The organism is Blautia sp. TM10-2, assembly GCF_003480845.1.
Classification (GTDB): Bacteria; Bacillota; Clostridia; order Lachnospirales; family Lachnospiraceae; genus Fusicatenibacter; species Fusicatenibacter saccharivorans.
On sequence record NZ_QUJZ01000011.1, the window covers coordinates 91,102 to 105,268 of the forward strand.

Annotated in this window: 11 protein-coding genes and 1 pseudogene; 11 read left to right on the forward strand and 1 reads right to left on the reverse strand. The window is 46.4% G+C overall.

Features of this window, described 5'->3' with window-relative positions:
• The first annotated feature begins 20 nt into the window (after positions 1–20).
• The 8 genes and pseudogenes from DXD92_RS12400 to DXD92_RS12430 all read left to right on the forward strand — a co-directional run.
• The gene (locus DXD92_RS12400) at positions 21–3,128 is read left to right on the forward strand and encodes a glycoside hydrolase family 2 TIM barrel-domain containing protein (protein ID WP_158581784.1); all 3,108 of its coding nucleotides are present in this window, start codon (positions 21–23) and stop codon (positions 3,126–3,128) included.
• A gap of 57 nt (positions 3,129–3,185) precedes the next feature.
• Positions 3,186–3,599 (forward strand): SGNH/GDSL hydrolase family protein, encoded by a 414-nt coding sequence (locus DXD92_RS12405; RefSeq protein WP_147342480.1) that lies wholly within the window; start codon positions 3,186–3,188, stop codon positions 3,597–3,599.
• A gap of 174 nt (positions 3,600–3,773) precedes the next feature.
• Positions 3,774–4,820, forward strand: a complete 1,047-nt coding sequence (locus DXD92_RS12410) for an electron transporter RnfD (RefSeq protein WP_118594433.1) — start codon at positions 3,774–3,776, stop codon at positions 4,818–4,820.
• Positions 4,821–4,847: 27 nt separating this feature from the next.
• Positions 4,848–5,441 (forward strand): glycoside hydrolase family 1 protein, encoded by a 594-nt coding sequence (locus DXD92_RS12415; protein ID WP_330416875.1) that lies wholly within the window; start codon positions 4,848–4,850, stop codon positions 5,439–5,441.
• 159 nt (positions 5,442–5,600) lie between these two features.
• Positions 5,601–6,476 (forward strand): phosphoribosylaminoimidazolesuccinocarboxamide synthase, encoded by an 876-nt coding sequence (locus DXD92_RS12420; protein ID WP_118640608.1) that lies wholly within the window; start codon positions 5,601–5,603, stop codon positions 6,474–6,476.
• 153 nt (positions 6,477–6,629) lie between these two features.
• Positions 6,630–7,124, forward strand: coding sequence for an HD domain-containing protein (locus DXD92_RS12425; protein ID WP_117508936.1), 495 nt, complete (start codon positions 6,630–6,632; stop codon positions 7,122–7,124).
• A gap of 46 nt (positions 7,125–7,170) precedes the next feature.
• Positions 7,171–7,335, forward strand: a complete 165-nt coding sequence (locus DXD92_RS18570) for a hypothetical protein (RefSeq protein WP_022462877.1) — start codon at positions 7,171–7,173, stop codon at positions 7,333–7,335.
• Positions 7,336–7,479: pseudogene (locus DXD92_RS12430) on the forward strand (aldo/keto reductase); the annotation flags it as partial.
• 168 nt (positions 7,480–7,647) lie between these two features.
• Here the strand turns inward: DXD92_RS12430 and DXD92_RS12435 are convergent.
• Positions 7,648–9,345 (reverse strand): carbon starvation CstA family protein, encoded by a 1,698-nt coding sequence (locus DXD92_RS12435; RefSeq protein ID WP_022462875.1) that lies wholly within the window; start codon positions 9,343–9,345, stop codon positions 7,648–7,650.
• A 607-nt stretch (positions 9,346–9,952) separates the two neighbouring features.
• Between DXD92_RS12435 and DXD92_RS12440 the strand changes: the two genes are divergently transcribed.
• The 3 genes from DXD92_RS12440 (at position 9,953) to DXD92_RS12455 (ending at position 14,155) form a co-directional block, all read left to right on the forward strand.
• Positions 9,953–11,686, forward strand: coding sequence for a glycoside hydrolase family 5 protein (locus tag DXD92_RS12440; RefSeq protein ID WP_118640609.1), 1,734 nt, complete (start codon positions 9,953–9,955; stop codon positions 11,684–11,686).
• Positions 11,687–11,881: 195 nt separating this feature from the next.
• Positions 11,882–12,100: a cation transporter gene (locus tag DXD92_RS12445; protein ID WP_055266075.1), complete on the forward strand. Its 219-nt coding sequence runs from the start codon at positions 11,882–11,884 to the stop codon at positions 12,098–12,100.
• Between the two features lie 186 nt (positions 12,101–12,286).
• Positions 12,287–14,155: a heavy metal translocating P-type ATPase gene (locus tag DXD92_RS12455; protein ID WP_118640610.1), complete on the forward strand. Its 1,869-nt coding sequence runs from the start codon at positions 12,287–12,289 to the stop codon at positions 14,153–14,155.
• The last annotated feature ends 12 nt before the right edge of the window (positions 14,156–14,167 follow it).

A 14,167-nucleotide genomic window follows, 5' to 3' on the forward strand; every position in this document is an offset into this window, starting at 1 on the left:
GCAAGGAGGGTTTCAAGAACATGAGACAGACAAGAGACTGGGAAAATCAGTATATAACGCAGAAAAATCGTTATCCGATGCATACGCCGTATGGTGCGTATGAGACGGTAGAGCAGGCGCTCGCCGGAAATCGGAACGCGTCCCGCTTTGTAATGGATCTGAACGGAGACTGGAAATTCAAAATGTATCCGTCACCGGAAGCGGTGGAAGCATTTTATGAAGAGAATTTCGATCACGCAGCATGGGATACGATTCCGGTGCCGTCCAACTGGGAACTGCAGGGATATGGAAAGCCGGTTTACACCAATATGCTGTATCCGTTCAAACGGGAGGCAAATGGCGAAGCATTTGAGATCGAGATTATCGAAGGCACCTACGAGCTGAATGCGCCGTATGTGCCGGAGAAAAATCTGACTGGCTGCTATTTCAGAACCTTCGAGGTTCCAACAGACTATATTGGCAGACAGCTTCTCATCGATTTCGGCGGTGTGGAGTCCTGCTTCTATCTCTGGGTCAACGGAAAACAGGTGGGGTATTCCCAGGACAGCAAAGTGAACGCGGAATTTGACATCACCGAATATGTGCAGGAGGGAACGAACACCCTCGCCGTACAGGTGATGCGCTACTGTGACGGTACTTACCTGGAAGATCAGGATTACTGGCATCTGTCCGGTATCTACCGCGATGTCCGCCTCGTATCGAAACCGGTGCAGCACATCCTGGACTATAAGGCAGAGACACTGTTCACACACCCGGATTACACGAAAGCTACTCTCTCTGTCACGATCTGGCCGGACAACTCCAAACCGTTGTACGGCGAGTATCATGCCAAAGTGACGCTGTATGATGCAGAACAGAACAAAGTAACCGAGATGGCTTCGAGACCGTTTGCTGAGTGCGGCTTCTATCTGATGCCGAAATTTATCGCAACCGTTACTGCTCCGGTAGAGAACCCGGCACTCTGGACTGCAGAGACTCCGACACTTTACACCCTCGTTGTCGAGCTGCAGAACAAAGAGAATGAGACGGTTGATATCGAGAGCTGCAAGGTCGGCTTCCGCCAGGTGGAGATCAACGGCCGCGGCGTTCTGACCCTGAACGGCAAGCGCCTTGTGATCCGCGGCGTAGACCGCCACGATTTTTGCGCCGAGACGGGACGTACCGTTTCTGAGGAGCAGATGCGAAAAGAAATTGCTGTAATGAAACGTCTCAATTTCAACGCCGTCCGCACCAGCCATTATCCGAACGCGGTGAAATGGTATGATCTGTGTGACGAGCTTGGCATTTACCTTGTCGATGAGACAAATCTTGAGACGCACGGTTACGGCGGACAGCTCAGTGCATCCGCTGAGTGGACAGCCGCTTATCTGGAGCGTGCAACCCGTATGGTACTGCGTGATAAAAACCATCCTTCCATCGTCTTGTGGTCCCTTGGAAATGAATCCGGTGCCGGGGCGAATCATGCCGCGATGCACGGCTGGATCCGCGAATACGACAAGACAAGATACGTTCAGTATGAGTCCGGCAACCCAAAGAGTAATATTTCCGACGTTATCTGCCCAATGTATCCGACGATGAGCTGGCTTGAGGATGTGATGGCAGACGATTCCGATCTCCGCCCGTTCATTATGTGTGAATACGCTTATGCAAAGAGTAACAGCAACGGAAATTTCAAGGAGTTTTGGGACTATGTCAATAAATACCCGCGTTTCCAGGGCGGCTTTATCTGGGATTTCGCGGACAAGGCGATTGCGATCCACGAGGAGGACGGAAATATCAAATACGGCTACGGCGGAGCGTTCGGAGAGGATGTGACCGATCCGGTTCCGGATATGTGTCTGAATGGTGTTGTCTTTGCCGATCTTTCCTATAAACCGGGCGCCTATGAGGTGAGAAACGGCCAGTCCCCGGTTACGATTGAGCAGGTGAAAAATCCATATACCGGCGAAACTATATGGGTGCTGGCAAACCGCTACCATACCCTCGATCTTTCTCATCTGCAGGTGCGCTATGAAATTGTGCAGAACGGCGAAACGCTTGCAAAAGGCAGCTATCCGGCATTTTACACGGCAGCCGGAACAACAGAGACGCTTCCGCTTCCGGAGCTTCCGGCGAAACTGCATGGCGAGGCGTATGTAAATTATTACGTTGAGCTTGCCCAAGATACCTTCTATGCACCGGCGGGAACAGAACTATACCGCCGTCAGATTCCGGTTACTACAGGTGTTTATCTGGCAGACGAGAAAACGATTGTGGAGAAACCACTGACCGTAGCGGAGGATGAAAATCATGTTCGCATCACCGGCGAAGAGACCGAAATTATCTTTGATAAAAAGACAGGTGAATTTACCAGATATCAGGCAAAGAGCGTTTCTTTTATGACCGGCGGAAAAGATGAATTTTATCGTGCCCCAACCGGTATTGATGAGGGAACCCATGAAAGTGATTACGATGATATCTGGCGCGCGGAAGGTCTGGATCGTCTGAAAAAGAAAGTACAGTCAGTATCGGCTGTCAGTGCCGGAAATCAGGTGCTTCTTGAAGTGCAGGCTTCCTATACCGCGGAGCCGGACAACGCAGTACTCTTTACCGCTCATACTCTGTATCGCATCGGCAGTGAGGGAATGGAGCTGAAAAACGAAGTAACAAACAACAGCGGCCTTGAGACCATCGCAAGAGTCGGACAGTCGTTCTGCCTTCCTGCAGCGTTTGATACGCTCAGCTGGTATGGAAAAGGACCCTGGGAGACGTATGCAGACCGAAAGGACGCAGCTTTTACCGGATTTTACACATCTTCTGTAGCAGAACAGCACGTTCCGTTTGTAGTACCTTGCGAATGCGGTGGCCATGAGGATACGCGATTTGCCGTTCTTTCAGATGGAACACATACTGTTCAGATTGTAGGCAGTGATGATTTCCATTTCAGTGCGCTTCCATATTCTATGGCAGAATATCGAAAAGCCGCATATGAGGAAGAACTTCCGGAGCATACGACAGGAACCTGGCTGATCCTGGATGCAGCACACGCAGGCCTTGGCGGAGATACCGGCTGGACGAAAAATATTCACCCGGAATATCGTGTATGCAAGGGAAGATACAGCTATACGTTCCGTTTCCATTTCGCATAAAAGAAAAAATCGGCCAACTGCCTATTGGATTCTTACGGAACAAATTACAGATTTCTCGTGAATGCTGCAAAGGTTGAAGCAAGAGATACGATTTATCAGCGAATGAAGGCTGGTGAATATATAAGGGAAGAACTTACACCAGATGGACTTCATCCAAATGATAAAGGACACAAACTTGTTGCAGAAGAAATTGAAAAATTCCTTGAAAGCGTGAAAGCAGAATTAGAAGTTGAGGAAAAAGAACCTGTTTTTCCGAAGGCAATGACGGAGAATGCATACGAGAATGCAAAACGCCTGACAATCCGTGAAATTTCACCAAAACTTTGCGGATTTCATGCAGATATGGAAGAGAAAACAGGACATCTTGATCATTTTAAAAATGGATGGATCGGGAAAAAAGCCGGGGATTCTATTCATTTTGAGGTGACTGCTTCCTGCAGTGCAGTGGAGAAAAGAAAATTCATACGGTAGATATAACAATTCTTCCGGAAGAGGTAACGGATACAACTCCATTTTATCTGATGTCATTAATTATTGCATAAGATTTTTGAAGGAGAGGTTTCTGGAGATTGAGACAGCAGCACTTGGAAATGAAGCTGGAATGATCGGTGCAGCAAGTTTACTGTAAAATATGGAGGAGATAAGATGAGAATTAATCCTGATAATAAAAAAATACGTTATAGCGGAAGGATTGACTGGGCGAATCCAAAAGAACCAATCTGGGTTTATCCATGTACATCTGTGGAATTTAAATTTACAGGAAAATATTTGAAAATTTTCCTGAGAAACAAAAATGAATACTGGCAGAATTATCTTGGATGTATTTTAGATGGAGTGCAGTCGTGTTATTATCTGGATAACGAGAAAGAGAATGAAATAGAGATTCGTGTTCCTGAGAATGAAAACGGAGAACATCATGTTCTTTTCTTTAAACGTCAGGATTCCTGCCATGAGATGCACATCCTTGGATTTGAAATTGAAGACGGAGCAAAATTATTGGAACTTCCGGATGCACAGACAAGAAAAATTGAAGTTTACGGAGATTCTGTATCAGCAGGAGAAGTGACAGAAGCAGTGGATTATACAGGAAAGACGGACCCTGAACATCAGGGAGGTTATTCTAACAGCTGGTATTCCTATGCATGGATGACAGCACGTATGCTGAATGCACAGATCCATGATATCGCACAGGGCGGAATTGCATTGCTGGATGGACAAGGCTGGTTCCATGAGCCGGATCAGATTGGAATGGAAAGTGCCTGGAATAAAATCCGCTTCAATAAAACATTTGGTGAACTGACAGAATGGGATTTTAATCAGTATACACCGCAGGTTGTTGTCGTGGCAATTGGCCAGAATGATAATCATCCGTTTGATTACATGTCAGAAGACTATATGTGTGAGAAAGCAATTCTTTGGAGAGAACACTATACAGAATTTTTAAAAAAACTGCGTCAGGTATATCCGAAGGCATCGGTCATCTGCTGTACGACATTGCTTGAGCATGACAGTTCTTGGGACAAAGCAATTGACGATGTAGTGGTTTCTATGGGAGACCGTAAGATTTCCCATTGTATCTTTAAAAGAAACGGAGCAGCGACTCCAGGACATCTCAGAATTCCAGAAACCTATGAGATGGCGAGAGAACTTGCTGATTATATAGAGAATCTGGGAATCGAGGAATGGAAATAATTAGAATAGTAGAGTAATAAGAGGAAGATATCCTGGTGGTCTGATCCGGTTTTATTAGGACATTATCCGGATGAGGGATTGGTGCGTTATGAAAAATATCTTCCGAAAATCACAGAAGAAGATATGCGTCTGATCTCAGAACCGATCGATATCTATGGACAGAATATTTATAATGGAAGATGCGTCCGTATGGGGGAAGACGGAAAGCCACAGGAGGTTTGCCGATATGAAGGATTTCCTAAAACTGCGATCCAATGGCCGGTAACACCGGAATGTCTGCAGTGGGGACCGAAGTTTTTATATGAAAGATATCATAAGCCAATTTACATCACAGAGAACGGATTATCCTGCCATGATGTGATCTCATTAGATGGAAAAGTGCATGATCCAAACAGAATTGATTTTCTTGCAAGATATTTGCGAGAACTGAGAAAAGCAGCAGAGGAAGCGGATATCAGAGGATATTTCCAGTGGTCTTTGATGGATAATTTTGAATGGGCCAAAGGTTACTCAGATCGATTTGGACTCGTATATGTGGACTACAGAAATCAGGAGAGAATTATGAAAGATTCCGCATTCTGGTATAAACACGTGATAGAAACAAACGGAGCAGAATTATAAATGGAAATAAAAGATCCCTTTTGGGGTTTATTTAGTAGCGTTAATAATAAATACTTGACAATTTATAAGGAGTGGTGTAGGGTAAAGGTGTCAAAGGAATTTCACCGGATCGGGTGTAATTCCGTTCACTATCCTATACGAAAAGAAGAGGTATTCATGATGAAAGAATTAAAGCCAATCAAAGAGGGTAAGGTACGCGAGATTTATGATAACGGCGACAGCCTGATCATGGTAGCAACCGACCGTATTAGCTGTTTTGATGTCATTCTGAACAATGTGGTAACAAAAAAAGGTACCGTTCTGACCCAGATGTCCAAATTCTGGTTCGATCTGACAGAAGACATCCTTCCGAATCATATGATCTCTGTAGACGTAAAAGACATGCCGGAATTTTTCCAGCAGGAGAAATTTGACGGAAACAGCATGATGTGCCGTAAGCTGGAAATGCTTCCTATCGAGTGCATTGTCCGCGGCTACATTACCGGAAGCGGCTGGGCAAGCTATCAGAAAACAGGAAAAGTATGTGGCATCGAGCTTCCGGAAGGATTAAAAGAATCTGACAAGCTTCCTGAGCCAATCTACACTCCGTCCACAAAGGCTGAAATCGGAGATCATGACGAAAATATCTCTTATGAGCAGAGCATCGCCCATCTGGAAAAATACTTCCCGGGAAAAGGAGCCGAGTATGCAGAGAAGCTTCGCGACTACACCATCGCTCTGTATAAAAAATGTGCCGATTATGCTTTAAGCAAAGGCATTATCATTGCAGACACAAAATTTGAGTTTGGTCTTGATGAAAACGGAAATATCGTAATCGGCGACGAGATGCTGACTCCGGACAGCTCCCGCTTCTGGCCTGCAGATGGTTATGAACCAGGCCATGGTCAGCCATCTTTTGACAAACAGTTCGCGCGCGACTGGCTCAAAGCCAACGATGGAAACCACGACTGGACTCTGCCGCAGGAAATCGTAGACAAGACGATCGAGAAATATCTTCAGGCATATGAGATGCTGACAGGAAAATCGCTGGCATAAAGAACATCATAGTGTTAAAAAGCTACAGGAGGCAGGTTCTGCCTCCTGTTTTTGCATATTTTGTGATAAGATCAGATGATAATCTGATACTCAAATGCGTGAAACATGTGATATAATGGGAAGAAAGACAGGATGCGAAGGAGGAAACACGATATGAAAATTGCTGCTGCAATTGAAAAAATGACAGATTTTTATAAGGGAAATATTCATGATATTTATCATTTTCTGAAGGTATGGGCCTTTGCAAAGAACATCGGCGAGGCGGAAGGACTGGATCCAAAAACACAGGAAACGCTGGAGATGGCAGCTGTTGTCCATGATATTGCCTGCCCGCTGTGTCGGGAAAAATACGGAAATACCAGCGGAAAGCATCAGGAAGAGGAAAGTGCGCCGCTCGTTGCAGAATTTTTCAAAGATGTACCGGCAGGAGAACTGGATGTCGAACGCATCACATGGCTGGTTACGCATCATCATACCTATACAAATGTAGAGGGAATGGATTACCAGATCCTGCTGGAAGCCGATTTTCTGGTCAATGCCGGCGAGAGCGAATATTCAAAACAGGCGATTGAAAATTTCTGCAGAAAAGTATTTCGGACGGAAGCGGGAACGCATCTGTTGAAGAGTATGTTTCCGGAGAAGGAATAAGGTCATGAAGTGTGACATCCTCCACCACCTCTACAGGTGGTGGAGGATGTCACTTTTACAGCAGGACAGCCGGGGGCATTTAACCTTTATGGCGGTCAACCGGGAGATCCCGAAGTATCTGGATGCTACCTTATGGAACAGGGGATTTGTGGATACAAACGGCAAATACTATGAGCTTTGGAATGCGCAGGCACAGTATTATACGGAGTAAAATTTTGGCAATCTGTCGGCAGAAGCCATTCACAGAGAGATTGACGGTACACTGAAACGGCTGGGAACAGATTATCTGGATCTGTATATCATTCACCGTTTTGACTACGAAACTCCGATTGAGGAAACAATGGAAGCCCTGAATGTATGACCGCACTGGCATGGCAATGGGCGAAGGGAGTCAGCTCCCCGATTATCGGTGCGACCAAGGCGGCAATTGTTTCGTAAAAAACTATGGCATGTAAAACGCCGTCAGACTTGTTGTAGTCTGACGGCGTTTTACGTTAGGAAGCTCTTTGAAGAAACATCTATATTATTTCGTTTCCTGTCCCGCTTTCTTCCGGAACAGTTCTTTTCCACAGCTGATGACAATGATGACACCAAGAACCATCAGCAGAATGGCGATGATGAGCTGCAGTCCCTCAACGAGGAAGACAGCGGTTCCTGCTCCATACGCTTTTACAAGTGCAATGACACGCTCTACCAGTGCGGTAAAGGTGACACAGAGCATGATGATAAGCGGCGGGAACAGGGTTCTGTTTTCACGGCCGGTGACTTTCAGGAAGACACAGAGCGTGATCAGAACGAGTGCACTCAGCATCTGGTTTGCACTTCCGAACAGCGGCCAGATATTGGCATATCCGATCTGGGTCAGGATGTAGCCGCAGAGCAGAGTAACAATGGTAGAGAAATATTTATTGCAGAGCAGCTTTCTCCATCCGGCAGCATGTTCCATATCATCGACAGTGAACAGTTCCTGGAAGGACATACGGCCGATTCGTGCAACGGAGTCAAGACTGGTAAGTGCCAGCGCCGATACACACATCGTCATGAAGCACTGTGCTCCGTATACCGGGATGCCGAACATTTCCAGAAATCCGGCAACACCGGAAGAAAAGATCGCAAATGGCGTTCCGACAGCAGCCGTACCGTCTGCAGAAGCAGCAGCACCGGCAACGCAGAGGGCGAGGACGGCAAGCAGGCTCTCCAGAACCATAGCTCCGTATCCGACTTTCTGCATATCTTTTTCATTCGCAATGGTTTTCGAAGAGGTTCCAGACGATACCAGGCTGTGGAATCCGGAAACAGCACCACAGGCAACGGTGACAAACAGGATCGGGAACAGATCTCCGGATGCCGCATTGTGGAAACCGGTGTACATTGGAAGATTCATTTTCGGGTGTGCAACAACAAGTCCGACAACAGCGCCAAGGATCATGCCGGCAAACATAAAGGTTGTCATAAAGTCACGCGGCTGCATCAGAAGCCACATCGGAAGGACAGCGGCAAGAAAGATGTAGGCAAATACCAGATAAGTCCAGGTTGCTTTACTTGTTACAAGCGGTACATTCATGCCGATTGCAAAAGCTGCAACGGTGCATGCAAGGCCGAGTACCATTTCTTTCCAGCCTTTCCACTGCAGTTTTTTCTGGAGCAGTCCGAAGACAACAGCAAAAGCGATAAACAGCAGGGAGATGCTTCCGGCAGCGCCGTTTACAGTTGCCTGGGCAGAAAGCTTTGTGACGCCGTCAACCGTTTCGTAAGCATTAAATGTTCCGGCAACCATATCTGCAAAGGCGGCGATAACGATCAGTGTAAAGAGCCAGCAGAAGAGAAGAAACAGTTTTTTTCCTGTTTTGCCGATGTATTTCTCAATGAGAAGTCCCATGGATTTTCCTTCGTTTTTGACACTCGCATACAGCGCACCGAAATCGGTAACAGCACCAAAGAAGATACCGCCGATCAGGATCCATAAAAGGACGGGAACCCATCCAAAGACAGCGGCCTGAATGGCACCGGTGACAGGGCCTGCACCTGCGATTGAAGAAAACTGATGGGCGAATACGGTCCATCCATCGGTAGGGACGTAATCCTGACCGTCATTTTTTGCAACGGCAGGTGTTTTTGCTTTGGGATCGATGCCCCATTTCTTTGCCAGCCAGCTTCCGTAGAAGGTATAACCTGCTATCAGACATACGGCGGCGATCAGTACAATAACCAACGTGTTCATAATAAAATTCCTCCTCGTTCAAAAATGATATTTCCAGTTTACATGGATTTCAAATGGAAAAAGAAAAGGGAAAAGGAAATTGTGTGGGTATGCTTGGAAACAAAAAAAGCTTCGTCTCCCTGACTTATGCAAGAAGACGAAGCTTTCAAAAAACGCTCCGCGTTACCACTTCTAATTATCGGCTGTTTCTTTTGGTCGATCACTCAGACAAGATCCCCGAAACCATTTGATACACTTTCCGGTGAATCTCTTCTCTGCTAACGGTGAGAGGCCGGTCCGGACTACTTTCCATTTCTGGTTTCGTCTGTACAGCTCACAGGGGATTGTTCTTTGGGATACCTGCCATCTCGCACCAGCCGATGGTTCTCTGCAAAGGCTCACCCGAAAAATGTTGTCCTGCTCATTGCTTTTTTCTGATCCCTTTTTTCTTTTGAACACTTTGCATTATAGTCTCATTTTTCGGTTTGTCAAGCAATTTTAAAAAAAATATCATGTTTTTTCCCTGAAAAAAGTAAAAATCTATTTCTTGACACAGAAAACCAGAATTTTTATAATAGAAGAAAAAGCGCAGAACCAGAAGGCTTCTGCGGAAAGGTGGTATTTTTGTATGGGGTATTATGACAAAGAACGTGTAAGGGGATTTTTGCACAATCAGGACGGTATTATTGTGAATGATTTCGGAGAAGAGGTGATTCTCCGCGGCTGGGGCATGGGAAACTGGGATAATCTGGAAGGATTTATGCTCGGCACCCAGAGCGGCTTTGGACTGTTCGAGCCTGGAAAATATGCGCCGATGGGACGCATGGACCGTGGAAGAAGTATGGACCAGATTCTACGGGAGACCTGCGGAACGAAATATGCGGAGGAGTTCTGGAAACGCTGGAGACGGCTGTATCTGACGGAGGAGGATATTGCACTTCTCTCCAGACGCGGTTACAATTCCGTGCGTCTGCCGATCCGCGCAGGAAGCTTTCTGTATGAGGAGCCGGGGATTACGTATAATGAAGATTCCTTTGCCATGCTGAATGATGTTCTCGACTGGTGTGAGACGTATCAGGTTTATGCTGTCGTAGATTTCCATGCGGCAACGGCAGGCCAGTCCGGAATTCCGTGTGATGACGGCGTGGACAATGGACAGCATCTGTATGACGATGAAGAATCGATGGAGCGGATGTTTCTTCTGATGGAAGAGTTTATGAGAAGATACAAAGACCGCTGGATCATCGGCGCATATGACTGTATCAACGAGCCGATCTCCATGACGCCGCGCCGCGAGGAGCTGACACCGAAGCTGGTCTATTTTTACGAGGAAATGATCCGCCGCTGCAGAAAGATCGACCAGAAACACTTATTTTTGCTGAATGGTACACAGTTTTCCTCTCTTACATATTTCTTTGATCATGAGTTTGACCCGGAATACCACAACTGGGGCATCAGTCTTCATGCGTATGAGATGGTTGTTCCGGAGGTAGCTTCTCTTGCCAGCGTTCTCCGTACCTGCCGGGAACAGAAGATCTGCCTGTGGATGGGCGAGACAGGAGGAAGAAATGAGCACGCATGGCAGACAACGATGTATGAGATTCTTGCCGAGTACCACGCCGGTTATAATCTGTGGTGCTGGAAAACGGTAGAGGGAGCAGGATGTGCTTCGATTCTGAACTTTAATGTTCCGGATGAATGGCATCTGATTACCGATTATGCAATTAATGGAGCTGCAAAACCGTCCTACGAGCATGCGCAGGCCATCTGGGACAGCTACCTGGAATGCCTGGCGGTCGATAAATGCAAAGAAAATACGCAGTATCATCCTTATCTGCTTCGAGAGGGCAATTTTGAGATCCCGGCGATCGGCTACAACGCGCTGCCGATGGATTCACACCGTGGTCTTAGTGATCTTCCGAATGCTGCAGGATATCGTCTGTATGACCGGTTTGAATTGATTTATGAAAAAGGATATCATCCTGAACCGGCCGGGTTTGCCGCACCGGGTCCGATCAAACATCCGAGAGATCATGTACAGCTTCAGCTGGGAGCAGGAGAGTATGCTTCCTATACAATCCGTGAAAAAGAAACCTATACCGTTTCTGTAACTTACTGTGCAGACAAAGAGGTGAAGGTACAGGCAGCTATTCAGGGAGAGACTCTTTTTGAAGGGGTAATGCCTCCTGCCGGTGAGAAAGTAACTTCGGATGTTCATCCATATTTTGCATATGAAACAGCACCGAACACACTCGAACGGTTCACACTCGGTACCGTTACAGGAGAAGGCATTCTGAAAATAGAGGTTCTGGACGGATGTGCACGGTTCGGACAGATTGTGATTCGGAAAAGTGAAAAATAGCAGAACATAACGTTTCTTTATGAGGAATAAATAACAGATCTATCTGCCCACAGGAATCAAAAAAATCCGACGGGCAGATTTTTTTGATTTTTTTCAGTTTTCCATTGACAATTGCATCACTGGTGCTATAATAAAAACAAACATATGAATAAATGTTCATATGAACAGTGAAAATGAAAAAGGAGATCAAAAGCGATGAAGAAAACGTATAAGATCGATGTTGACTGCGCAAACTGTGCAAACAAAATGGAAGAGGCTGCAAAAAACACAGCAGGTGTAAAGGATGCTACCGTAAACTTTATGATGCTCAAAATGATCGTTGAGTTCGAAGACGGACAGGATCCAAAGAGCGTTATGCAGGATGTTCTGAAAAACTGCAAAAAAGTTGAGGATGACTGCGAGATCTTCCTCTAAAATAAAAAACTTTCATCGGCGGATGGAAGAAAAAGCTGGAGCAGAATAGATTCTAAAACCTGTCTGCGGTTCAGCTCGAGAAAAATCCAGTATTTTCTCTCTGGAGCAGCGGATTTGGATCTGTAAATCTCTGGGATGAAATGCTGGATTTTTTCATCCGGCGGTAAGAACAAAGGAGGCATATGTATGAATAAGAAACAGAAAAAGGTTCTCATCCGCGTCATCGTTGCATCGGTTCTTCTGATTCTCTGCGCGGTACTGCCGACAACCGGCTATGTGCGATTTGCAACCTTTATGGTTCCTTATCTGGTCATCGGATACGATATCCTGAAAAAGGCCTGGAAGGGAATCCTGAACAAACAGGTATTTGATGAAAACTTTCTGATGGCTGTTGCAACGGTCGGTGCCATTCTGCTTGGCGAGTATCCGGAGGGCGTAGCCGTTATGCTGTTTTACCAGATCGGCGAACTGTTCCAGAGCTATGCTGTCGGAAAGAGCCGCCGGAACATCAGCGAACTGATGGATATCCGCCCGGATTATGCAAATATCGAGGTAGACGGAAAACTCGAGCAGGTTGATCCGGATGAAGTTGAGGTTGGCACAATCATCGTTGTACAGCCTGGTGAAAAGATTCCGATCGATGGTGTGATCGAAGAAGGAAACACCACACTGAATACCAGTGCCCTGACCGGAGAGAGTGTTCCGCGTGACGCCCGGGATGGAGACGAAGTCATCAGCGGATGTATCAATATGTCCGGTCTGATTAAAGTAAAAACAACGAAAGAGTTTGGAGAGTCCACCGTATCCAAAATTCTGGACCTTGTGGAAAACTCCAGCTCCAAGAAATCAAGATCCGAGAACTTTATTTCCAAATTTGCGAAATACTATACACCGGCCGTCTGCTACGGTGCGCTGGCGCTGGCAATCCTGCCGCCGCTGGTACGGATGCTGTTTTTAAGTGCCGCTCCTGAGTGGAGCGTATGGATTTACCGTGCGCTGACCTTCCTGGTTATCAGCTGCCCTTGTGCACTGGTCATCAGTATTCCGCTCAGCTTCTTCGCCGGTATCGGCGGCGCAAGCCATGAAGGTGTCCTGGTGAAAGGTTCCAACTATCTGGAAACACTTTCCCAGACCAAATACGTTGTATTCGATAAAACCGGTACCATGACACAGGGTGTCTTTGAAGTAGCCGGTATTCACCACAATACGATCAGTCAGGAAGATGTTCTGGAATACGCAGCACTTGCTGAGTGTGCTTCGAGCCATCCGATCAGCAAGAGTCTGCAGAGAGCATATGGAAAACTGATCGACCGAAGCCGTGTCACGGACATCGAAGAGATCAGCGGAAACGGTGTAACAGCAAAGGTAGACGGTAAAAATGTCGCTGCCGGAAATGCAAAACTGATGGAGCGCCTTGGCGTTGATTATATCGACTGCCACAGCGTCGGCACCATCGTCCATGTTGCTGTAGACGGCAAGTATGCCGGACATATCCTGATCTGTGATATGATCAAACCGCATGCGAAAGAGGCGATTCAGGCGCTGCGGAAATCCGGTATTAAAAAGACGATTATGCTGACCGGAGACTCCAGGCGGATAGCCGATCAGGTAGCTGCAGATCTTGGAATTGATGAAGTTTACAGCGAACTGCTTCCTGGTGACAAAGTAAGTAAAGTGGAAGAGCTGCTTGCTGCAAAGACAGAAAAAGAAAAACTTGCCTTCGTAGGTGACGGCATCAACGATGCACCGGTACTGTCCCGTGCCGATATCGGTATTGCGATGGGAGCACTTGGTTCCGACGCAGCAATTGAAGCAGCTGATATCGTTCTGATGGACGACGATCCGCTCAAGATTTCCAAAGCAATTCACATTTCCAGAAAATGTATTCACATTGTTTATGAGAATATTTATTTTGCAATTGGTATCAAAGTATTGTTCCTGCTTCTGGGAGCCATCGGTATCGCTAACATGTGGATGGCAATTTTCGCAGATGTCGGAGTTATGATTCTGGCGGTTCTGAATGCAATTCGTGCTCTGTTTGTGAAAAATTTATAGAAAGACGAGGAC